Here is a 23,220-nt window from a genome sequence, read left to right on the forward strand (position 1 = left end):
CGTTCGGCAACGTGTAGCGGTTTGCTCTGATTACGATATAAGAGGAATTCGATATGCCGACCGTGCGAGAAATTCGCGAGCGGGCCGACGCCGCGCGTGCCCGCGCAAACGAACTCCGTTCCACGATCCAGGCTGCGGCCGAGCCCAACCAGGCCGACGTTGAGGCCATGGACACGGCCATGAGCGAGGCCAACACGCTCTATGACCAGGCCGACGCCCAAGAGCAGCGAGAGCAGCGGTGGACGGATCTTGAGAATCGCGGCCGTCCGCTGCCGCCGTTCAAGAACGCTCCCGCGACCGGCGGCGACAGCGGCAACGCTGGCGAGTTCGGCAACGGCGACCGTGAGCGTGCGGCGATGCTGGCTCGCTACAGTATCCGCCGGGCGTTGCTGGGCGCTGCCGACATTCGCGAGGGCAGGCCGTTCACCGGCGTCGAGGCCGAAATCCACCAGCACACCGGCGGCATGGCTGTCGGTCGTCGCGACGGCGGGCCGTGCGTCCGCATTCCCTGGGATGCTCCAGTTTCCCGGTCGCTGTTTCCGCGTGGATGGCAGTTTCGCGACGTGACGACGTCCACGATCGGCTCGACGGTGCCGACGCTCGTGCAGCCGACGCTCATCGAGTTGCTTCGGGCTCGCATGGTGTTGACCACGCTCGGCGTGCGGACCATCACCGGGTTCACGCAGCCTTTCACCATTCCCCGGCAGAACGCCGGTGCGTCTGGCGAGTGGGTTGGTGAGCAGGGCTCGGCGACCAAGAGCAACGCGACCACGAACGCTGCCGCCTTCGCTCCGAAGACGGCGACCGGAAACACCATCCTTTCGCGGCGGTCGCTTCTTCAGTCGAACATCGACGCCGAGAACTTCGCCGTCGAAGACCTGATCAACACCATCGCTCAGATGGTGGAAATCGCGGCGATCAATGGGGCGGGTTCGTCCACGGTGCCGCGTGGCATCTTCCAGACCAGCGGCGTCGGATCCGTCGCCGTGGGGACGGATGGCGGCGCGCTGACCTGGGCTCACCTGACCAGCATGGTCGGAGCCGTGAGCGCGGCCAACGCTCCGGCCGGTTCCCGCATGTGGCTTCTCCACCCGCTGATGACGGCGTGGATGGCGCGAACGGTTCGCGTCGCCAACTACCCCAAGTACCTGTTCGACATCGACACGCCCAACGCTCCCATCGCCGGATTCGGCTATGCGGAGACGACCAACGTGCCGAGCAATTTCGTCAAGGGCGCGTCGAGCGACTGCTACGGCATCGCCTTCGGGCTGTGGTCGGAACTGATGCTGGCGCTCATGTCGACGCTCGACATCCTCGCCGATCCCTACTCGCTGGCTCACACCGGCGACGTGCGGTATGCGGCATTTCAGGACGTCGACGTGAACGTGCGGCACGCGGCTTCGTTCGCGATCTGTGCTGACGCTCGTCTGGTGTAAACCTGGACGAAGGCGTACGACAACAGGTGGAAACAAATAGGGTTCCGTCGACGTCGGCCGTAGCGTCTACTGCGGCCGGCGTCGAGTGTTTCGAGAGGGGACGCGATGAAGATCAAGCTGCTCAAGCCGGCGATTATCGGCAGGTTCCATCACGACGCTGACGCCGTCGTCGACGTCGAGGAGTACCAGGCCGATTACCTGGAGAATGAGGGTGCGGCCACGGTTCTGGACCGCACCAACCTGACTCCGGTTCAGAACCCGACGATCCAGGTGCCGGAGGCTTCGACTGAGGCCGTCGAGCCTGTGGCTGAGACCGAACCCGTAACCGAGACCGAACCCACCAGGGGCGGCGCTCGACGCATCGGCCGGTAATCCGTCTGTGATTCCCCGATGATTCAAAAATGAATCATCGGGATTCTCGCATCCGTGGTCCTGAACGCAGGGGAATCCCATGGCGAAGGTCTTGATTACGAACACGTGTCACGTTCGGCGTCGGCTCATGCGAAAGGGCGCGACCGTCGAACTCGCCGATGACGAGGCGGCGTCCGTCGTCGCCAGCGGCTGCGGCAAGCTCATGACGCCGACGCCGGCCGAGACCACGGCGACGGCTGCTGTCGTCGTTCCTCGCACGGCCGTCAAACTCGGGGGCTGAGATGACCTATCAAACGATCGTGCTGGAGCAGCCTGCGGAACTGCCGGTCACGCTGACGGAGGTCAAGACGCACGTCAGGATGCCGCTGGACCTAGACGACGACGACGCCTTGATTATGTCGTACGTGGCTTCGGCCACGAAGTACGTCGAGAGGCGATGCGCTCAGCGGTTCGTTACGCAGACGCTCCGCACGACGTTTGAGGGATGGACGCCACGCATCAAGAGCGTGTACCTGCCGTGGGCTCCTGTAGCGTCCGTAGTGCGTATGGCGAACGTGGTTGATGGATCTGAGGTTGACGTCGACTTGGACGCGTACGGCGTCACGCTGGGAGTTCCCGGGGCCATCGCAAGGCGAGTGTTCGGGTGCGTGCCCGTTGACGCCGTCGTCGTCGATTACGTCGTCGGCTACGGGCTGGCTGCCTCCGTGCCGGCAGAGGTCAAGTTGCCGGTCATGATCCTTGCCGGGCACTGGTACGCGAGGCGTGAGCCGGTCATCACCGGAACCATCGTCAGCGAGTGCCCCATGCACGTCAACGATCTGATTGGCGGGCTCAGATGGGGGGCTTATCCCGCATGATGGACCCCGGACAGATGAAATCCCGGCTCGTTTATGAGGAGCCGGTGGAGGTCGACAACGACGAACACGGACGGCCGATCATCGAGTGGCGACCGAGATTCGAGATATGGGCCGACGTCCGTCCGATCTCGGCTCGTGAAGCATCGTACGCCGAACAGACGAAGTCGCTCAGGACTCACGTCGTCATCTGCCGCTGGCGAGCGGATCTCAACGAACTCGGCCGGCTCCGGTTCAAGGGCCGGGAACGCGTCATGTCTATCGAGTCGATAACCAACGACTCCGAAGACAACTTGCAGGCGAACATTGACGCCATCGAAGAATCGAAGCCTGCTTGACATACATCGGAGATTGCTGAAATGCCAACGGCATCGATCGCGAACAGCAACGACGCGACGAAGTTCCTATTCCGCTCTGGCTCGGATTTCAACTCCGGCGGCGGCGGTGAGGTTAAGTTCAACGGCACGCAGTTGGACATTCGGCCGTACGTCTTCACGCCGAACGCCAACCCGGCGAACACGGATCCGGTCGTCACCGTCTCCATCGACGGCGGCGAGGCCGTGGACGTGCCGATCGAGATGCTGGGCGAGTACACGACGGTCACGCTCGCGAGCGGCTTGACCGATGGGCCGCACGTCGCAGTTATCTCCTATGAATGGAGCGGGGCGCTGGACACGCCTTGCCTCATCGCCACGGGCTCGGCTCCGGGATTCTGGAGCATCGCCAGCATTCCGGCCGGCGGCGTCTCGACGGCACTCTCTGTGTTTGGTGATTGGGACTGGCCGGCGACGGGTTCATGGAACGCGCTTACGGGCGAGATCTGCGGAACGCTCAACGGCTCCGGCGACGTCTGGCTCTGGGTGCAGAACTTCGGCTCTCCGGCCAATCCGTTGTACGTATCCGTGGACGGCTCGGAATCGGCTCTGACGCCTACCGGCTACACTTGGCTGCCGATCGCTTCCAATCTTGCCGCCGGAACGCATCCGCTGGTCATCCGCAATGAGACGTCGGGCTCGGCATGGGGCTTCAACGGCGACGCGTCGTCCGCGTTCATTCGCGTCAGGTATGCTCCCGGATCATCGACGCCGACGCTCTCTGCCGACGTCTCCGGCCGATACTCGCCGATGGACGCGGCCCGGTGCGAACCTCCGCTTGGTAAGTTCGTCGCTGCGATCAGCGGTGAATCCGTTCGCGAGCTGGCGTGTCGATCCGTGCTGACGTCCCCGACGTGGGAAGCGTTGGTACTCAAGAACGGATCGCAATACCTGATCCGCAACGGCTCGACGGATGGTGCCGTTCAGACGCTCCCGTCCAGCGGAACCGTGGGCTGGGTGACGCTCGCGAGCGGGCTGACGGGAACCAACACGCTCGAATTCCGAACGCCAGTCGCCGCGCCGCCGAAGGTGTACGCGTTCCGCACGGCGACTGCGGGACAAGCGGCGGCTCCGACCACGTCCCGCGTCAAGATCCTGTTCGTGGGCGACTCCATCACGCAGGCGATCTATGCCGGTGCGACCTACCCTGACTCGACGAAGGGGTGGGCGTACAAGCTCGAAAACGCTCTGCCGGCGAACGCAGCCAACATCGCCGTTCCCGGCTATCGGTCGGACCAAATCCTGACGGTGTTCAACGGCTACTGCACGGCCTACGGTGCGGGAACGATGAGGGCTCCTGAACTCATCGCCTTGTACATCGGGATGAACGACGTGTCGCAGGACAGTGAGGCGAACTATCCCGGCAGCGCGACGGTGACGCCGGCCGCTTACGCGGACTACATCGCCGATACCATCAGCCTGGCGCAGACGACTTTCCCCGGCGTTCCGCTCTTGTTTCTCACGATCGCTCGCGTGTCGTCCGCGACCGTGGCTGGCTACAACACGGCGTTGTCAGGTGCCGTTTCCGCAGCCGGTGGCGAAGAGGCCGGGATCTACCTGCTGGATATCGCTCCGCTGGCCGAGAACACGAGTTTGTTCGTCGACGGCATCCATCCGAACGATGCAGGGTGGACCGCGATTGCCGACATGGTGGAACCCGAGATCGAGTCGATTCTAGGGCCGGCTCCCGATCCGCTGTCCGTGGCTCTCGCGTCGTCGGCAATCACGTCGTCGTCGGCGACCGTGACCGCGACGCCGAGCGGCGGCAGCGGCGGCGAGACTTACGCCTGGACTCGCAACGGCTCGGCGGTCTCGGGAGTCACCGGGCCTGTCTTGAACCTGACGGGGTTGACGGCGTCGACGACGTACACGATCGACGTCACCGTCACTGACTCGGCTTCGGCGACGGCGTCTGACACGCTCAACGTCACAACGTCTGCGGCCGAAGGCTCTCCGCTCTCCGTGACGCTGGCGACGTCCGCGATTACGGCGACGTCCGCGACCGTCACCGCGACGCCGAGCGGCGGTGCCTCCGGCTCGAAAACCTACGCGTGGACGCGGAACGGTTCCGCTGTCTCTGGCGTCACTGGTGCCGTGCTGAACCTCACCGGGCTCACGGGGTCAACGTCTTACACGATCGCTGTGACCGTCACCGACTCGGCTTCGGCGACGGCGAATGCGTCGACGACGGTAACGACGTCGGCGGCTGGCGGCTCACCGCTGGCCGTGTCCCTGGAGAAGACCAGCGGCACAACCACGACGCTGGTGATTCAGGCGACGGCGACGGGGGGAACCGGCTCCAAGTCGTACGCGTGGACCGTCAACGGCGACGCGGTTTCGGGCACGGCGTCGAGCCTGTCACTGACCGGCCTAACGCCGTCGACGACGTACACGATCGCCGTCACTGTGACCGATGGCGCGTCGTCGACGGCGACCGACAGCATCGCGGCGACGACTTCCGACGTCGCGGGGCCGACGTACTACCGCGTTAACAACGGGATCTCTCGCATCACGGCCATGAAGTCGCTGGGGGAAACCGACATCACCGTGGCCAACCCCGCTAGGTTCGGGACACAGTTTCCCATCAAGCTGACGGTCTTCCGGCGATCCACCCTCGATCCTCTCGTGCCGTACGTGCCGCTGGCTATCTACGCGGTGACGGGGCGGCTTGGGAACGTCTTGCAGACGTCCGGAACCCTGGAGGGCACCAGCGACGTCAAGCTCATCGTCGGCGACGTCGCCGCTAACGTGCCTACGGCTGCCGGAGACGACTGAGATGCCGCAGAACCCATTCGGATCGCTATCCCCAGACGGTTCGCTAGTCGGGCCTCTGGGACCGGAAACGCTCGATGAACTCAGCATGCCCGGGTTCATCGGCATCGGTATAAACCCATACGGATCCCTGAAACCGTACGGGAGTTTCAGCGTGGCTTTCGGGCCTCGCGCGCTTCGGTCTGCGTTGCTCAATCTGCTGCTGTCGGTTCCCGATCTCGCCGAGTACGTCAATTCACGGATTGCGTACGCGGGCAGCCGGCAGACGGACCAGGAACCTCGCATCACCTACATCGTCGCGTCGAACTCCGGCGGCAGCGACCTGGACGGACCAGACGGAGTCAACACGGCTCGCGTCCGCGTTTCGGTGTGGTCCCGCGATTCCGTTGAAGCGGAAACGCTCGTGGATCTCATTCGATCATACGTCAATGGGTGGAACGGCTGGATAGGCAGCGTCTACGTCCGGTCATGTGATTGGGACGGCGACAACGATCTACCCGAAGACCTTCCCAACGGCGACGGAACCACGGTGTTTCAAATCGTCAGCGATTACTTAGTCGAATACGAAGGGGGAGGCGTCTGACATGGCGAACCGTTACAGATGCAAGGGCATGTCCGTCAGCGTCGACAAGCTCGGCACCGGCGTCACCTACACCAAGATTCCGCAGGTGCTTTCCATCGGCAAGCCTCCGAAGACGGTGGACGCCGTCGAAGACACCGATCTGGATTCGCTGGCGAAAGAGTTCTCTCCGGGGCTGACGGACAACGGCGAACTCACCATCGAAATGCGGTTCGATCCGCAGGACGTCACGCATCAGTACCTGGAGGATCTGGCCGACGACCCCGTCATCACCGGGTTCCAGATCCGGATTCCGACGCTCCCGGACGCGACCCTGTACACGTTCCAGGGGTTCCCAACCAACTTCGACAACCCGGCCGGCGGCAACAGCGATCCGCTCACGGCCAACCTCAACATGAAGGTTACGGGAGTCGTCACCAGGACGACGGAAGAAAGCTAAGACGTCACGGCGACGTCGACCGTTTCCCCGATGATTCATTTTTGAATCATCGGGGAAACGGCTGTCAGCACGAGTATTTGGCTGAATGAAGGGGCAAGCTATGGGCGTTTTGACTCGGGACGACTTCCTGAACTTCAGGCCGGAAGGGCCGAGCCGTGAACTCGTGTCGGTTCCGGCTCTCGGCGGCGACGTCTACGTGCGTCGCATCACCGCAGGCGAACGCGACGACTTCGAGCGCAGCATGCGGGGCTCAACGCGTCGCGTTCGCGCGTTCATCACGGCGCTCGTGTGCGTGGACGCGGACGGGAAGCCGCTGTTCACCGGCAAGGATATCGAGTGGCTGGCCGAGAAGCCGGCGTATGCTCTGGAGCCGATCATCGAGGCTCACGGCCGGCTCAACTCGATGACTCAGGACGATATCGAGTCGCTGGAAAAAAACTGAGAAAGCGGCCGGCGACCCGGTTCCCGTTTGAACTCGCCGAGACTCTGGGGATGTCGCTTGCCCAAGTGCGAGCGATGACGCCGCAAGAGTGGGACGCGTGGCGAACGTACTGGTGTTTCCGGCCGCGCTTCGATCCATGGTTCGCCATGTGTCGGATCTGCGGCGTCATCGTCGCCGTCATCACCGGAGCCGATACGACGACGGACAATTTCATGCCGCCAGCGCCGAAGCGAGTGCGAAGGCGACGGCGGAAGAATGAGGCCGAGATCGCCGATCGAGGCATCCGCCGCATGTTCGGCTTGTGATAGGGGGGCACGCTGATGGCCGTTTCCAAACGCAAGGCTGGTGGCGGCGTCAGCGTCCGTATCGACATATCCGGCGTTGAAGAGATCCGGGCCGCGCTTAAACGCGTGGGCGAAGGCACGCGGAAACGGGTGATACGTGAAGGCATGGCTGTAGGTATGGATCTGGTCACGAAGGCGGCTCGCGATCTCGCGCCGATCCGGTCCGGCCGATTGTTTAAAGCGATAAAGACATCGGTTCGTAAGCCAAAGTCGAAATGGAAATTCATCGTCCAGACCCGAGTGGGGAAACTCGGGCTTTACAAGGGAAAGACGTTTTATGGGGCGTTCCAGGAATTCGGCACCAAGTTCATGAGACCGCATCCGTTCCTTGGTCCGGCGAAGGATCGTGAGCAATTGCGGGCGGCGGCTACCGCCCGTGAGGCGATTCTACAGGGCGTCGAGAATGAAGTGATCGCTGCCGCATTCAAGAAAACGTCCCTTGGTAAGCTTCAGACGCGATGGAACCGGGTATCCCGAGCGTCGTCGAAGATCGCCAAGCGGTCGCAACGCGTGGTCCGAAAGACATCCAGGGTGACGAAGCGAGCGACGAAGACCGTCCGCAAGCGGTATCGCTCCGGCTCACGGGCTGTAACACGCCAGACGAAGTCAGTCCGACGATCGGCCTTGCGAACTGTCAAGACCGTGCGCAAGGCGACGGTCAAGCGAGTGAAGGCCGTCCGCAAGGCTACGGTGAAACAGGTGAAGGTCATCCGCAAGGCAACGACGAAACGAATCCGATCGACGACGAAGGCCGCAACCAAGCGCCAGCGGACGACAACGAAGGCAGTGCGTCGTCTGTACAAGGCCACGGCCAAGGCTAAGACGACTCTCCAGAAACGCGTTCGCAAGATCCTGAACCCTGGGCGTAAACGCCGGAGACGATGACGATGGCGACGATCGGCAATATCAACGTCGGAATGGTGCTAGACGCGTCCGGGTTCGCCCGTGGGCTGGGCGACGCAGGCGCTGAGGTCAAGGCGTTTCAGGGCAACGTCGTCAACCTGGGTTCGACGCTCAGGGGACTCGCCGTTGGATTTGGCGCGCTGAAGGTCGGAACGTTCCTGTTCGACGCATCGAAGCAAGCGGCTCACGCGCAAGAGGCGATCAACTCGCTCAGCATCGTGTTCGGCGACGAGGCCGGCAAGATGCAGATGTTCGCCAGCGACATGGCTAAGAGCTTCAACGTCGGAGTGAACTCGATGCTGGACGCTCAGAACCAGATCGGGAGCATATTTCAGGGGGCCGGGTTCAAGGGTGGCGACGTCAAGGATATGACCGAGGGCCTGACGAAGATCGCCATGGACATGGCGCGACTCAAGGATACGTCGTTCGAACTGAGCAAGGATAAATTCTTGTCTGGGCTGTCTGGAGAACAGGAGCCGTTGAAGGCGTTCGGCATCGTCTTTGACGAGGCCACGGTGAAGGCCAAGGGCCTTGAAATGGGGCTTGGTGGCCTCGGTCGCGAGATGACGGCTCAGGAGAAGGTTCTAGCGCGATACGCCATCTTCGTCGACAAGACCAAGTTCGCGATGGGGACGGCGGCTCGTGAGGCGACGGGGGCTGCGGCCCAATTCGAGTCATTGAACGGTGCTTGGGAGAATTTGTCCGTCACTATTGGCGAGACGTTCGCTCCGGCTCTGGGTAGGTTCCTGGGAGACCTGTCCACGGGCTTGATGACTGTCGACAAGTTGTGGAAGGACAACGAAGCTTCAGCGACGACGTGGCTGACCGGGCTGACGGCGAATCTGGGGGTGGCGACGACGGGTATGGGGGCGTTCGCCGAATCCATCGGCCTTGTCGGCGACTCGATCGAGGGTCTGGGCTCTGTGTTCAAGAGCCTGCAATCGAACGTAACGCGTGGGGTGGGAAAGGGTGCCGGCCTCCTTGGTGGGATCATAGGCGAGAACAGCGGCAAGCTTGGCGTCGGCGACTTCTTCAAGGTCTTCGGTGTGAACGGCGGGGTGGCGGCTGGCGGCAATCTTGTTCTCAACAAACTTGGAGTCGGCGACTTCTTCAAGGTCTTCGGTGAGGATCTCGATCGACTCTCCGACGAACAAGCCGGCAAGCTTGGAGAGGCTCTGATCGGGCCGAGCTTCTCAGAGAGGATCAAGAAGTCGTTCGACGAGATTCGGGCTGAAGCCGAGCGGACACGCCTGGCACTGGCTAACAAGCCGATCAAGATACCAACCGTCAAGCAGGCGGCTGGTCCTGGCACCCAGATGCAAACCAAGCGGGACATTCAGAACGTCGCCGCGATTCTCGGTAGCGGTGCGATGTTTGGGAATCCGCTGGGCGGTCTCACGGCTATCGTCGGAGCCGAGGCGCAGCGGGATGCACTGAAGCGAGGGCCGACAGCGACTGCATTCTCTGGAATCGCTCGCGGCGGTTCTCAGGACGCGGCATCGACGATCCTACGGGCTCGTTACGGCGGCTCGAAAGATCCTGTTGCGGCAAATACCAAGAAGGCGGCGGATGAGATCGCCGGACTCCGGAAAGACTTCAAGCAAGGATTCAAAATCAAGGAAGGTATGGCGGCTGGCGTCGAACTCTTTGAAATCAAGTAAAGGCAGGCACACATGGCAATCACTGGAATCCGGGACGTCCTCGACGGAGCATCTGGCGGCTGGTCTCTCGATGGCGGACGGAGGTTCGTCGCGCGCGTGTACGTTGACAGCGACGATCGCCGTGACGGGCCGCAGGCGGCAATCACGTCGCTGGGCTTGAACGTCGGCGACACCTACCGATATCCGTTAACGGGAACGCCTACGGAGACGAACGCACGCCTCTTCCTGAACTCGATCGACGTCGAAGAACAGGCCGCTGTTAGCAATGGCAAGAAGCGGTTTACGCTCGCCGTTGTGTTCTCGCCGATCGATCCGAACAAAGATCCCGGCGGACCTATGGGCGAGGACGGATACCGCGATCCGTTCGCCGCACCTCCGACGCTCCGCGCCTACGGCGACCCTGAAGAGGAAGCCGTGATGCACGACAAGGACGGAACGCCGATCCTAAACACGGCCGGCGACCCCTACGACCCAGGTCTCTCGCGGCCGAAATCGCTGCTCATCTTCGAGATTGGACGCGTGGAGCGTGAGTTCGATTACTCGCGAATCACGGATATCAAGGATCATCTGAACGACGCGGCGTGGATGGGGTTCCCGGCTCGATCGGTCATGTGCCTGGACATCCAACCCGAACGCGTCTGGAGTTCCGACGCCAACGGCTGGACCTGGCCAACGGTCTACAAGTTCGCGTATCGCGAGGATCTCACTGTCGATGACGGCGGTGACGACGTCGTCTTGTATCCGGGGTGGACGGCAAAGGTTCTCAACCAAGGTCTCCGTCAAAAGGTGTCTGGCGAACGCAAGCAAATCTTCATCGACAACGCGCCCGTGTCCGCACCCGTGTTGTTGAAGGACGACGGCACGGTGGCGGCTCCGACTGATGATCCTGTGTACAAATATTACGACTATCTGCCGGAGGCGGATTTCTCGGTTCTCGACTTTCCGAGCGATCTGTTTTCGGCAGGAACTCCGGAGATTCCGTAATGGCGACTCTGTTTGCATGCCTTGTCCTGCTCTGGCTGTCGGCGTTGAGCATGGCAAAAGACGATAGTCTTGTCGCTTTTCGACGGCGTGACGCACGCCGAATCAATCGAGCGGTTCTAGCATTCGAGGGCTCTGCCGATGGCCTAGCGTCTGGAGCCGGTGGGCGTCCATGGACGTTCGGCATCCAACGCGCCGTAGTGACGACGGCGATACCAACGGGATCCGTTGCGTCGCCGTCGTCGTCCGGTCGCGTGACGATCAAATTCAAGGACGCCTCTGGAGCGTGGGTGGACGGGCTCACGGGTCAGACGGTTTACAACGACAACGTGCTGGCGGCGTCATTGCCCGTGAATCGAGCGTGTAAGGTCGCGTGGATCGCTGGCGAATGGTGGTTGATCTCCGCAAGCTGTTCGTAAGGGGCTGGCCATGCTGTTCGATCCAGGGGCTTGCTGCGACTGTGGCTCGACGTCGACGATCTGCGTCGTCATGACCTGGCGATACTGCGACGGCACGCTCTCGACGCGGAATCTGCCGGCCGGGTACACGATTCGTGCCGTGCGAACGAGCGACGGCTTTGAACTCGCGAGCGGAGTCACGAACGCATCAGGGCAAGTGACGATCTGCGTTCCGACCGGCCAGACGTTCCAATTCATCTTGGACGGCGGCGCGTGGTTCGGAACGCAGACGCTCACGGGCGGGTACGTTACGCCGAGGACGGTCACGGTTCAGCCGCTACCGACGTTCGTCTGTGCGTACCCATCGATCCAGGCTGTGTGTCCGTCCGGGCCTTACTTCCACTACCGCTATCTCACGCTCACAGACGCCAACGGCTCCTACAGCGTGGACATCCTCAGCGGCGACCCGATTTTCAGCAGCAAGGCGCTCGGCACGATGACCGTCACCGATGGCTCTGGCCATTGCGTCGTCAGCGGCGGCACGCTGCGTTACTGGTACTACGTGCTGCGGACATCGGGCGGCTGGCGTGTGACACGGCATTGGGACGTCCGCACGTTGACAGGGCAACCAGCGAGCGGCTTATGCGCCGACACCTTCGGTACGGCGATAGCCGACATGACCAACGGCGCGTGCCCCGACGTCTACGTGAGCGGTACTCCGACGTCCCTGGACTATCCAGACCCCATCGGCGGAGGCGTGGTGGTGTCATCATGACCGACGCATTCCGGAGGATGCTCGAAAGCAAGCTCGACGACCCCGATCCCGTGGTTCGGGCTCACGCGAGGTTCCGGCTCTCCGTCGTGGATCCGGAGCCGGCCTATCCCCCGTTCGCTGTGCAGGCCGTGAGCGCGGTCAAGGCAGCGGCTCGGTTCGTCGCCAGCGGCTGCGAAACCGTGGATCAATCCGAGTTCGACCGTCGTAAGGCGATCTGCGAGGCATGCCCGAACTACCAGGCTGCGGACGATCGCTGCCTCTTGTGCGGCTGCATGTTGAGCATCAAGCCGTGGTCGGCCGTCGAGTCGTGTCCTGACGCCAGGTGGTGACGCGTAGGGCCTGGGGATTAAGGCGTAATCTATCGCCGTATCTACGGTACACACGTCCCCAAACTACGGTTTTTGGACGGTTTTTCAATATTAGGCAGTGACGCAAGACGTTCTGCTATTGTGTGTTACGACGAACTAGTGTACAGACAAACACGCCTTACAAGCAGGACGTCGGGGGTTCGAATCCCTCATCGCCCACTCAATCCGTGAAAGGACTTAGGTCGAAGGCGTCCCCGAGCGAACTGACCAGTCCCCCAAGCCGTTCCTCCACTCGGCTTGCAACGCTTGATGCGTCCAGTTCCGTGATAAGCGGATCAAGTTGCACGCCGACCGCGACGAGGCTCTCCGCCTCGATCGGATCGTCTTGAATCGCGGGTTTTGAGCCCCCCCCGAGGTTGACGCCTGAGGCCAGGGTTTATAAACGGTCGAGGCGTCGTAAGTCTTCATTTTACAGACTCTTAGGATCGCCGAGATTTCGGCGATTGGCCGTGTAAAGCGTCTGGTCTCGATCGGTCTGTCTGGGACGATGCCGTCCCCATGCTTGCCCGTGGCGGGGCGTCCCTGGACTTGCGGTCGGAATTTCCGTCGCCCCCTCGACGTCTCCCTTTGTCTTCGATTTCCCACCGGGCATTCAAAACACTCATCCTGCCTGTTGCTTTGATCGAACTTTGACTTGACGCGCCTCGGTTAATTCATAAAGATTGTTAATCTGCGGCGGCGATAGCCGCGGCTTCGGCGATTCAGCTCGATGAGCTTCCCGCCCCGAGATCTTTCATGCGGCGATCGACGGTTACAACCAGGATTCTGGTCGGGCTGCTGGTGCTTCGTGCGCTCGCCTGTCCCATCGCCGCGGGGCATGGCTCGCCCCTGGAAGGTCGCTTCATCGTTCGGGTCTGCGTTTGGCCGGCTCCCCGACCTGAGCGGAGTACGCTCGTCGTCGGAACGACGTCGTCGAACTCCTCTCCGAGCCATTCCCACGGCCGCCGTTCGATCCTTTCTCCGAGAGACGAGACTCTAGCGCTCAGCCCCTTTCAGAGCGGTGGCGGTGAGGGCGGTGAACTCGACTCGTGCCCGCGACAGCGCCCTCTGCGCTGTTGAACGCCGTTCGATTGCTCCAGATCGATTGAAACCGTCGACCGGTCCGCGGCCGCTCCTTTGAAGCGGAGTGTGACACCGTGCGGCGGCCGTCTCGGGATCCGACGGAGAGCTTTCGATGAACGGCTTGATACGAGCCTCGCTGCGCAACCCACACGCGGTCGTGGTCTTCTGTCTAACGCTGGTGATGCTGGGGACGGTGTCGCTCAACCTGATCCCGATCGACATCCTACCGGTCTTTCGAAGTCCGGCGGTGCAGGTGTTGACGTTCTACTCGGGCATGCCGGCGGCCGGAATCGAGAAGGACATCACCAACCGGATGGAACGCTGGGTCGGCCAGGCCAACGGCACGCGACGGCAGGATTCGCGATCGATCGTCGGCGCCAGCGTGGTACGCGACTATTTCCGGAGCGGCGTCGATCCTAACGGGGCCCTCACGCAGGTGAACTCGCTGGCAACTGCGGCCATCCCCGCCTTGCCCCCCGGGACTCTTCCGCCGGTCGTCCTGCCATTCGATCCCACAGGGACGACCCCGGTGGCGATCCTCGCCGTCGACAGCCCCGACGGCTCGCAGAACGAATCGATCCTCTACGACGTGGGTCGGTACGAAGTCCGAAACATGGTTATGAGCGTCAACGGCGCGATCGCCCCGGTCGTCTACGGGGGGAAGATCCGGGCCGTGATGGCGTACCTCGACCGTCAGAAGATGGAGGCCCGCCGCCTCTCGCCGCTCGACGTCATGAACGCGATGGACGACTACAACGTCTTCCTCCCGACCGGAGACGCCAAGCTCGGCGACACCGACTACGCCCTCGACTCGAACTCGATGTTCGATTACCCGTCGGACATGGGAGACATCCCACTGCATTCGGAGATCGGCAACGTCTCTTACCTGAGGGACGTCGCGACCCCCAAGGACGCCTCGTACATCCAGACGAACGTGGTGCGGATCGACGGCCGTCGCGAGGTCTACATCCCCATCTTCCGCCAACTCGGCTCCAGCACGCTGGCCGTCGTCAACGGGGTTCGCGACCGGCTCGACGAGTTTACCGCCCGCCTGACGCGCGGCGGCATTCAACTCAAGCTGGTCATGGATCAATCCGTCTTCGTCCGTCAGGCCATTTCCAGCCTGGTGCAGGAAGGCGTGCTGGGGGCCATCCTCTGCTCGATGACGATCCTGCTGTTCCTGGGCCAGTGGCGGATGACGGCGATCGCCGTCATGACGCTGCCGATCTCGGTCCTGTCGGCCTGCATCCTGCTGTATTACACGGGCCAGACGATCAACGTGATGACTCTCGCCGGCCTCACGCTGGCGATCGGGCCGATGATCGACAGCGCGATCATCTGCCTGGAGAACACCCACCGGCATCTCGGGCTGGGAGCGGGTTCGAAGGAGGCGGCGTATCTCGGCGCCAGCGAGGTCGCCCTGCCGGAACTTGTCTCAACCATCTGCACCTTTCTGGTCCTCGCCCCCCTCGCCCTGATGCCCGGCATGGGCGAGTTCCTCTTCATGCCGATGACGTTGGCCGTGGCATTCGCCATGTGCTCCTCTTACATCCTGTCGCGCACCCTCGTTCCCATGTGCAGCTCGGTCTGGCTGTCCGGCCACGGCCATGAACACGCAGCTCAACACGGCCCCGGCGAAACGGGTGAAGGCCCACGTCCTGGGTTGATCGCCCGCGGCTTCGCTCGCTGGGAGCGGGGCGTCGACGGCTTCTTCGAGGCGTATGCTCGACTGCTGCGCACCGTGCTGCAGTATCGAGGGACGGTGATCGTCGGGGCCTTCGGCCTCCTGGCCGCGACTCTCGTCCTGATGTGGCCGATCATGCGCCGGGAGTTCTACCCGGACGTCGACGGCGGCGCCTTCGAGATGTACATGCGGGCCCCCAGCGGGCTGAGGATCGAGCGGACCGAGGAGAAGGTCGCCCAGCTTGAGGAGTTGCTCAAGGAAACGATCCCGCACCACGACCTGGAGCAGATCGTGTCCGAAATCGGCGTGAACGCGGACTGGTCGGCGGCCTACACTCCCAACGCCGGCCCCATGGACGCCGTGCTCAAGGTGCAGTTGGCGGAGCATCGCTCGAAATCGGCCCAGGAGTACGTCCACCTCGTCCGGAAGGCCGCATCCCGGGACGTGCGGTTCCAGGGCTGCGACTTCGGCTTCGACGCCGGCGGCCTGGTCCGGGGGGCGATGAACGAGGGGAAGTCCACCCCCATCAACATCCGGGTGACCGGCAAGAATCAGAAGACCGCCCGCGCGATCGCCGAGCAGATCCGGGCCCGCTGCGTGAAGATCGACGGCGTCGTGGACGCTCGCATCATCCAGCGGCTCGACTACCCCGAGTACGTCATTGACGTCGACCGCGCCAAGGCGGCCGACCTGGGGCTGACGCAGTCCGACGTGATGAAGAACGTGGTGGCGGCGTTCAACTCGTCGATCCAGTTCAACAAGCGGAACTTCTGGATCGACCCCGTCGGCGGCAACCAGTACTTCGTCGGCGTGCAGTATCCCGAAGGGGACATCAAGTCGATCGAGACCCTTCTGCACATCCCGATCACCAGCAAGGACCAGAAGAAGGCGATCCCCCTGAGCAACCTGATCTCGCTGCGCCGGACGACGGTCCCGACCGAGGTCACCCACGACAACATCCAGCCGACGATCGACCTGGCGATGGGCGTGTACGGCCGGGACCTCGGACACGTCTCCGACGACGTCACGGCGGTCCTCGAAGATTTCGGCGTCCCGCAGCCGGACGGTTCGTGGGCGCCCTTCGACCCGGACGGGAAATCCAGGTCTCCGTTGAAGGGGTCGAAGATCGTCCTGAGCGGGGAATACTCGCGAATGCAGGAGACCTTCAAGAACCTCGGCTTCGGACTGATCGGGGCCTCGATCCTGATCTACTTCCTGATGGTCGGCCTCGACAAGTCGTGGGTCGTGCCGCTGACCGTCATGCTGATCGTGCCGCTCTGTCTCATCGGCATCCTGCCGGCGCTCTACCTGTCGGGGACCGCGGTCAACGTGCAGTCGCTGTTGGGGTTCATCTTCGTGGTCGGGATCAAGGTGGCCAACACGGTCTTGATGACGGACTTCGCGCAGGAACTTCGGCACGCGGAGGGGCTCACGCCGACGGAGGCCATCCTCAAATCGGCGTCGATCCGCGTGAAGCCCGTCACCATGACCGCCGTCGCGGCCTTCTTCGCCCTGATCCCCGGCGCCCTCGCCCTGGAACGGGGGAGTGAAGCCAACGCCCCCCTGGCGCGGGCGATCCTCGGCGGCCTGGCGGCCGGCGAGCCGGCAACGCTCTTCGTGCTCCCCTGTCTGTATTCGCTGATGGTGCGCGACCGCCCGGGTGATCACCATGGGGAGAACGACGAGGATTTCGGCGAGGGGCCGTCGGGCGGCTTCGTCGAGACGGACGAGCGAGTCGAGGATTCGACCAACCATCCCGACAGAGAGGAGGTTTGACGCCGTGTCGAACGCTGTGAGATCCGTCGAGACGAAAGAAAAGCCGCCGATATCGACCCGGTCGGGCGGATGGTTCAGACGCATCACGGCCCTCGTCGCGATCGGCCTCGTGGGCCTCGCTGTCGCGTGGTGGGGGCTGGTGGGACGGCGGGCCGAGGCGCGCAAGACCATCGCGGACTCGAACGCCGAAACGAAGTCGGCCGAGCCGATCACCGTCCGAGTGGTCCGGCCTTCCCCCGGCGGGATCCGCCGAACCAGCGCGCAGATCGGCTCGGTGCAGCCGTTCCAGGAGGCCGACCTCTTCGCCAAGGTGTCCGGCTACCTGTCGAAACTGTACGTCGACTACGGCGACCACGTGAAGGCCGGCCAGATCCTTGCCGAGATCGACGACCCCGAGGACGTCGAGGAGGCGAACCGAACCGCCGCCGACGTCGCCCAGGCGGAGGCGGTCGTCGTACAGGCTCAGGCCCTGGTCGACTCGGCGCAAGCGGATCGATCGGCTTTCGCCACGGCCGTCGAACAGGCGGAGGCCGAGGTCGAGCGGTACGCCTCGATGCGCAATTACCACGAGAAGAAATACGCGCGTTACCGCGACCTTGTAGCCCGGCAGGCGATCCCCCAGCAGATCGCCGATGAGGAGGAGGAAGGATACGAGTCGGCGATGGCCTCAGAGACGGCTTCACGGAAGGCCGTGCTCAACGCCAAGGCTCAGCTTGAGGCCGCGGTCGCCCGCGTGAAGAAGGCCGAGGCCGACGTCGTCGTGGCCAGGGCCGCCGTCCAGGTCGCCAGGGCGAAGCACGCCCGGGCCCAGACGTTCGTCGCTTACATGAAGATCTCTTCCCCTTACGACGGCGTCGTTACCCGCCGCAACTATTTCCCCGGCGCCTTTATACGCTCGGCGGCCGAGGGAGGGACGATCCCCCTGCTCACGGTTGCGCGAATCGACAAGGTCCGCGTGGTCACCCAGATCCCCGATCGCGACGTCCCTTACGCCGACGTCGGCGACGAGGCCGACGTGACGCTCGACGCGATCCCCGGGCGCGTCTTCAAGGGGGCGGTCTCCCGCTTCGCCAACTCCGAGGATCCAACCAGCCGCACCATGTACACGGAGATCGACCTGCCCAACCCCGACCTCGAGCTGCGTCCCGGCATGTACGGCGTGGCCACTGTCATCCTCGATCAGTCGACCAAAACGTTCACGATCCCGGCGTCGGCCCTCGTCGGCGAGTCGCATGGGGGAAAGGGCGACGTCTTCGCGATCAAGGACGGCGTGGCGAAGAAGACCCGCGTCGAGATCGGCGCCGACGACGGCTTACGGATCGAAATCCTCTCGGGGATCACGTCCGACGATCAGGTCATCCTCGACGTCGGCTCGGTCGCGGATGGAACACCCGTCCAACCAGCCCCTGAACAGTCTCGTCCCGCGAAGGAGACGCCGAAACCGGTCCATCATGAATAAGCCCGGCGAGCGTCGAGGGCATTTGATGGACGCGGACGACGTCATCGGCCGATCGAATCCACGTGGGGGCGCGTCTACTCGCCGCCCTGCCGATCAGGGTTCGTGACGTGGGAGAAGCCATGCGCCTTGAGAATCGCCGCTTCGCGCCTGGCGTTGAGAGCCTGGAGGGGAAACAACTGCTCAGCGCTGGACTGAGGATGTCGCGGTCGACCGCCACGACATCCTCGGTCGACGCCTCCGCGTTCAGCGGAGAAAGCACCCTTGAAGCCCTTCAGGGGTTCGTCGCCGCCTATCCCAGCATCTCCGGCGGCCCCCGCTACAACCCGGTGTACGACCTGAATCACAACGGCCAGATCGGCCAGGACGATGGCCGTATCCTACTTCGGCTCCTGCCGCCCGTCGGCCCCAGGATTCCGCTGAACGTCCAGCTCAAGATCGCGCCCGAGGATCAAGCCCGGGGAGCACTCCCGCAAAACAGCGGCGGCGTCACGATCAGCCGTCAGCCGACCGTGATCGGCCGCACCCAGCCTGGAGCCCTGATCTTCTCGGGGACCGGTACGACCGACCTGAAACTCCGCGGTCCCGCCGCCGTCGCCGACGAAAACGGGTACTTCGAGTTCACGCCGACCATGACCGACGGCATCAACCAGTTCGACATTCAGGTCGTCGACCGCTATGGCCGTCAGGTGCTTCGAGCTTTCCCCATCTTCTGGACGAACTTCGCCCAGTACGAGGCCGCCCACCCGCGGATGACCTGAACCGCCGGCGCCTCGACGAACGACCCGGGCCCGTCATTGGACGGGCCCGGGTCGTTCGTCTTTCGTCCCCAGTCGTGAGTCGTCTAATGTCCGTGCCCGAGGCCTAGGCCGGGTCCGGTCAACTCGGCGAGCGGCGGGAGGGGCGGAGATGCGATCGGCGGGGCCGTGGAAGGCTCCGCCGAGCCCGCGATCAGCGGCGGGGGCGAGCCCAACGAGACGAACAGCCGGAACTCAGCCTGGTTGTAGTCCGCCACCGCGCGGATGCGGGCGATCTGAGCCCCGTTGAGCAGTTGGAGGCTGTTCACGACCTCAAGCGGCCGGCCCACCGTGCTTCGGATGCGGTCCACGTCCTCGCGAAAACCCGCGCGGGCGCTCTCCAGCTCGAGGGCGGTGACGTCGAGCCTACGCCGCGAGGCGTTCACGGATGCGTAGGCCGATGCGACCTCGGCCCGGACCTGGGCAATCGCCCTCTGTCGTTCGCCCTCGGCCTGGCCCAATTCGCCCGCCCGTCTCCGGATTAAAGCGAGGTTGCCGCCGCCGAGGTTGCTGAGCGTCCAGAAGAGGCCGACGTCCAGATCGGTGCGGCTGCCGACGTTCGCGACCTGCGTGCCGAACAGGTTGCTGCCGCCGCCGAAGGCTCCGCCGCTGAAGCCGACCAGGATTGTCGGCAGCGCAGGGCGGAACTTCTCCTGATCCACACGATAGCCCGCCGCATCGACGGCGGCAGATCGAGCGCGGACCTCGGGGCGATAGGTCAGACCCGTCCGCAGGAGTTCAGGCAGCGGAATCGCCGGGTCGACGATCGTCGTCGTCTCGTCGGTAGGAGCGATCAGCCGAAGCTGGACGGCCTGATCGAGGTGAAGCCGACGCGCGAGCCGAACCCCGGCGACGGCGACCTCCTCCTCGGCCTTGCGCACCTCGACGCCAATCAGCCTGAGCTCGGTCGCGGCCCGCATTGCGTCGGCCTCGCGTCCTTCTCCGGCGTCGGCGTAGGCGCGAGTCAGGCGGGCGACTTCCCCACCCTTCTCAGCCATCTCCCGACGGGCGCCCAGGAAGCCCTCGGTGGCCATCAGTTCGAAGTAGAGTTGCGAGACGTCCATGAGGACGCTGTTGGCCGTGGCCGTGGCGTCGAACTTGGCCCGGTCGACCTCCTGACGCGCGGCGAGCGGCTCGAAGATCGCATCGGTCAAGGGGCTGATGATGCACACGGCCGGGATCTCGACCGTCCCCGCCGCGACGACGTCCGCACCGCCGCCGAAGTAAAGCGAGCGTTCTCTCAGGGCCAGGATTCGACCGGACGAACGCTGGAGATTCCCCAGATGGTCGTGGTAGTTGGCGCCCAGGTTGAGCGAGGGGAGTAGAAGAACCCGCGCTCCCTGGAGAACGGCGACCGCCTCTCCCACGCGCTGGCGGGCCTCGGCGATCTGCGGGTTCTCGACCTCAGCCAGGCGCAGGGCCGACGACAGATCGACGGCGTACTCCTGGGGTTTCGCCGGGATCGACGCCCCCTCGAACTCCGAGACCTCAGCCGCCGCGTCCGCCGATGCGGCGACGACCGACTCGTCCCGTCCCTTCGACTTCCAGGTCAGCGTCATGCACCCGGGAAGCAGCGGAGCCGCCAGGACCGAGGCCAACGCCAACCGGCGGCTGCGCGACCACGCCCCACGTCGGCGTCGCGATCGCTTCGTCTGTCCCGGCTCCGCCGGACTCGATAGCTCCATCGTTCCCCCAGTCGCAACGAGACCGCGATTCATCGTCCAGCCGGAGCGGCTTCGGCTGGAGGCTGTGCCGCAGCGCCGAGGTTTCCGCGATTGGTCGGTCCGACGCCGTCCACCGGGGCGGGACGGGCCAGGGTATCGGCCGGAGGCTGACCCAGGGCGACGTACAGTTCGAACTGCGCCCGGTCGTAATCGATGATTGCGTCCAGATAGGCGTTACGAGCCCGGGCCAGCAGCCGCAGGCTGTCGACGGTCTCGATGGCCGGAGCCACCGTGTTCTCGATCCGCAGCAGGTCCTCGGCGAATCCTTTGATTCCGCTCTCGACGGCTCGCTCGGACGTCTCGATGCGGGCGTAACGCGCGTGAGTTTTGGCGTAGGCCTCGGCCACCTCGGCGCGGACCTGGTCGAGGACGAAGATTTCCCGATACTTCGCGACCCCCAGCCTGGCCTTGGCCACGTTGATCAAGGACGCGTTTCCAACCCCTAGATTCTGAAGAGTCCAGAAGCCGACGACGTCCAGGTCCTGACGACCTCCGAATCCGCCGACGACCGGACGCACGAGATTGCTGCCACCGCCGAAACCGCCCGCGCTATAGCCGATCAAGACGGTCGGCGAGAACGGCAACGCCCGAGCACCGTCCAGAACCATCAGGGCCTCCTGGATCGACGCCCGCCACTCTTTCAATTCCGGCCGCTGGAGCAGCCCCAGAGCGATCAGCTCAGCGACAGGCGTTGGGTCGGGGACGATCGGGTGCGGAACGACGAAGGCGTCGGTCGGGTGGAGGCGCACCGAAGGGTCGATGTTCAGCACGAAGCAGAGCTGCGCCGAGGCCACGAGCACCGCCTCCTCGGCCTGCTGGATATCGTACTCGCGGGCCTGCAATTCGGTCAGGGCCCGGTGAGCGTCTGCGGCGCGGCCCTGGCCGGCGTTCGCGTAGGATGCGGTCAACTCAGCGACGCGCTTCGCCTCGTCGCGGACCTGCAGCGCGATGGACCGACGGCCCTCCGCTCGCAACAGTTCCGAATAGGCCAGCGTCGTCTGCAGAAACGCCTGATTGCGAACCGCCCAGGCCTCGAACCCCCGGGCGGCCTGGAACTGACGCGCCGCCAGATACCCGTAAACGGCGACCGCGGCGTTCCCCTCCAGAACGAGTCCCGGGATGCTCACGGTCCCCGCCGCCACCGCCCCGCTTCCCGCCCCCACGTACATCGCTGACCGGTTCACCGACAGGATGTTGCCGTTGGACTGCTGCAAATTGCCTGTGTGTAAGTCGTAGTTGCCGCCGAGGTTGAGCGAGGGAAGGAACTGGGCCGCGGCAAGTTGCCTTAGAGCCGTCGCCTCCACGACCCGTTGCCGCGCGATCAGAAGCTGGGGATTCTGGGCCCCTGCCAGACGCAGCGCCGTGTTCAGGTCGATCGGACGGACGTCGGGAGCCAGGAGAGTCGCTGGCGAGGACGGCGTCGTGATCGCGTCGACGACGCCTGGGGCCCGTCCGACCCCCATCCCGTCGCGAGGGAAGACCTCTGGAACTCGGTCGACTTCATCGACGGTCGAAGGTCTAGGAATAGGGATGGGCGTCTGCGCCCCGGCCCGTGGAGGCCGTCCGGCGTGGCAGAGCAACGCCGCGATCAAGACGATCGCGGTCCGTGCGTGAGCGACCATTTGCAGCCTCCATGCGACGATTGCGCCGGCTCTCCCTACCAGGGTCGGTACAGCTTTCCCCGTCGCCCAGCTTGGAACGCCGTTCGACCTTGAGGAAAGCTACGTTGATCCAGACCCGTTTGGGGTGCAGGTGATGCTCGCGAGTCGTCGAACCGGAGAAATTGCAACAACCAACGAGCAACAGCCGACGACGCTCCGTCGCCGATTCCGCCAGGAAGCCCAACCGTGGGGAAGGCTCTCCTTCGCCGCCCGTTCCGAGCGGATCATCACCGGATCAACCGGCGCGATCCAGTCTTACTCATCGACCACCGTCGCTGTTGAATTAACCCGCTTTTACGAAACCCTCGTCTCAGACCGGCCAACCCCCACTGAATGATCGGCGGATTCGAGCGAGGAGACG

At 63.9% G+C, this 23,220-nt stretch carries 20 protein-coding genes; 18 read left to right on the forward strand and 2 right to left on the reverse strand.

From position 1 onward, the window contains the following. Positions 1 to 53 precede the first annotated feature (53 nt). From G5C50_RS23025 to G5C50_RS23110, 18 genes are all read left to right on the forward strand, one after another. On the forward strand, positions 54 to 1,436 hold the full coding sequence (locus G5C50_RS23025; protein ID WP_165073311.1) for a phage major capsid protein: 1,383 nt from the start codon (positions 54 to 56) through the stop codon (positions 1,434 to 1,436). Between the two features lie 105 nt (positions 1,437 to 1,541). Next, positions 1,542 to 1,808, forward strand: coding sequence for a hypothetical protein (locus G5C50_RS23030; RefSeq protein WP_165073312.1), 267 nt, complete (start codon positions 1,542 to 1,544; stop codon positions 1,806 to 1,808). A gap of 79 nt (positions 1,809 to 1,887) precedes the next feature. After that, a complete protein-coding gene (locus G5C50_RS23035) occupies positions 1,888 to 2,088 on the forward strand; it encodes a hypothetical protein (protein ID WP_165073313.1) in 201 nt (66 codons plus the stop codon). 1 nt (position 2,089) lies between these two features. Beyond that, entirely contained in the window at positions 2,090 to 2,665 is a 576-nt protein-coding gene (locus G5C50_RS23040) for a head-tail connector protein (protein WP_165073314.1), read from the forward strand. Continuing rightward, positions 2,665 to 3,000, forward strand: a complete 336-nt coding sequence (locus tag G5C50_RS23045) for a phage head closure protein (RefSeq protein ID WP_456093844.1) — start codon at positions 2,665 to 2,667, stop codon at positions 2,998 to 3,000. The genes G5C50_RS23040 and G5C50_RS23045 overlap by 1 nt, the downstream gene beginning before the upstream one ends. Positions 3,001 to 3,021: 21 nt before the next feature. After that, positions 3,022 to 5,811: a GDSL-type esterase/lipase family protein gene (locus G5C50_RS23050; protein WP_165073316.1), complete on the forward strand. Its 2,790-nt coding sequence runs from the start codon at positions 3,022 to 3,024 to the stop codon at positions 5,809 to 5,811. Between the two features lie 151 nt (positions 5,812 to 5,962). Then, positions 5,963 to 6,391, forward strand: coding sequence for a tail completion protein gp17 (gene gp17, locus G5C50_RS23055; RefSeq protein ID WP_165073317.1), 429 nt, complete (start codon positions 5,963 to 5,965; stop codon positions 6,389 to 6,391). Between the two features lies 1 nt (position 6,392). Continuing rightward, positions 6,393 to 6,827, forward strand: a complete 435-nt coding sequence (locus G5C50_RS23060; protein WP_165073318.1) for a phage tail tube protein — start codon at positions 6,393 to 6,395, stop codon at positions 6,825 to 6,827. An 85-nt stretch (positions 6,828 to 6,912) separates the two neighbouring features. Further along, positions 6,913 to 7,269, forward strand: coding sequence for a hypothetical protein (locus G5C50_RS23065; RefSeq protein ID WP_165073319.1), 357 nt, complete (start codon positions 6,913 to 6,915; stop codon positions 7,267 to 7,269). A 50-nt stretch (positions 7,270 to 7,319) separates the two neighbouring features. Continuing rightward, positions 7,320 to 7,574, forward strand: coding sequence for a hypothetical protein (locus G5C50_RS23070; RefSeq protein ID WP_165073320.1), 255 nt, complete (start codon positions 7,320 to 7,322; stop codon positions 7,572 to 7,574). A gap of 15 nt (positions 7,575 to 7,589) precedes the next feature. Continuing rightward, positions 7,590 to 8,498 carry an HK97-gp10 family putative phage morphogenesis protein gene (locus G5C50_RS23075; protein ID WP_165073321.1) on the forward strand — a complete coding sequence of 303 codons (909 nt, stop codon included), beginning with the start codon at positions 7,590 to 7,592 and terminating at the stop codon, positions 8,496 to 8,498. Between the two features lie 2 nt (positions 8,499 to 8,500). Continuing rightward, complete coding sequence (locus G5C50_RS23080) at positions 8,501 to 10,177, forward strand: phage tail tape measure protein (protein WP_165073322.1); 1,677 nt, start codon at positions 8,501 to 8,503, stop codon at positions 10,175 to 10,177. A 96-nt stretch (positions 10,178 to 10,273) separates the two neighbouring features. Further along, positions 10,274 to 11,161 (forward strand): hypothetical protein, encoded by an 888-nt coding sequence (locus G5C50_RS23085; protein ID WP_165073323.1) that lies wholly within the window; start codon positions 10,274 to 10,276, stop codon positions 11,159 to 11,161. A 426-nt stretch (positions 11,162 to 11,587) separates the two neighbouring features. Next, positions 11,588 to 12,331: a hypothetical protein gene (locus G5C50_RS23090; protein WP_165073324.1), complete on the forward strand. Its 744-nt coding sequence runs from the start codon at positions 11,588 to 11,590 to the stop codon at positions 12,329 to 12,331. Next, on the forward strand, positions 12,328 to 12,660 hold the full coding sequence (locus G5C50_RS23095; RefSeq protein ID WP_165073325.1) for a hypothetical protein: 333 nt from the start codon (positions 12,328 to 12,330) through the stop codon (positions 12,658 to 12,660). Before G5C50_RS23090 ends, G5C50_RS23095 begins: the two co-directional genes overlap by 4 nt. Positions 12,661 to 13,873: 1,213 nt before the next feature. Next, positions 13,874 to 17,221 carry an efflux RND transporter permease subunit gene (locus tag G5C50_RS23100; protein WP_165073326.1) on the forward strand — a complete coding sequence of 1,116 codons (3,348 nt, stop codon included), beginning with the start codon at positions 13,874 to 13,876 and terminating at the stop codon, positions 17,219 to 17,221. 4 nt (positions 17,222 to 17,225) lie between these two features. After that, positions 17,226 to 18,680 (forward strand): efflux RND transporter periplasmic adaptor subunit, encoded by a 1,455-nt coding sequence (locus G5C50_RS23105; protein ID WP_206107816.1) that lies wholly within the window; start codon positions 17,226 to 17,228, stop codon positions 18,678 to 18,680. A 119-nt stretch (positions 18,681 to 18,799) separates the two neighbouring features. Beyond that, positions 18,800 to 19,438: a hypothetical protein gene (locus G5C50_RS23110; protein WP_165073328.1), complete on the forward strand. Its 639-nt coding sequence runs from the start codon at positions 18,800 to 18,802 to the stop codon at positions 19,436 to 19,438. An 83-nt stretch (positions 19,439 to 19,521) separates the two neighbouring features. Here G5C50_RS23110 and G5C50_RS23115 read toward each other — a convergent pair whose 3' ends face one another. Both G5C50_RS23115 and G5C50_RS23120 read right to left on the reverse strand, forming a co-directional pair. Next, positions 19,522 to 21,159: a TolC family protein gene (locus G5C50_RS23115; RefSeq protein WP_165073329.1), complete on the reverse strand. Its 1,638-nt coding sequence runs from the start codon at positions 21,157 to 21,159 to the stop codon at positions 19,522 to 19,524. Positions 21,160 to 21,188: 29 nt separating this feature from the next. Continuing rightward, complete coding sequence (locus G5C50_RS23120) at positions 21,189 to 22,820, reverse strand: TolC family protein (protein ID WP_165073330.1); 1,632 nt, start codon at positions 22,818 to 22,820, stop codon at positions 21,189 to 21,191. Positions 22,821 to 23,220: the final 400 nt, after the last annotated feature.

Source organism: Paludisphaera rhizosphaerae, from assembly GCF_011065895.1.
GTDB lineage: Bacteria > Planctomycetota > Planctomycetia > Isosphaerales > Isosphaeraceae > Paludisphaera > Paludisphaera rhizosphaerae.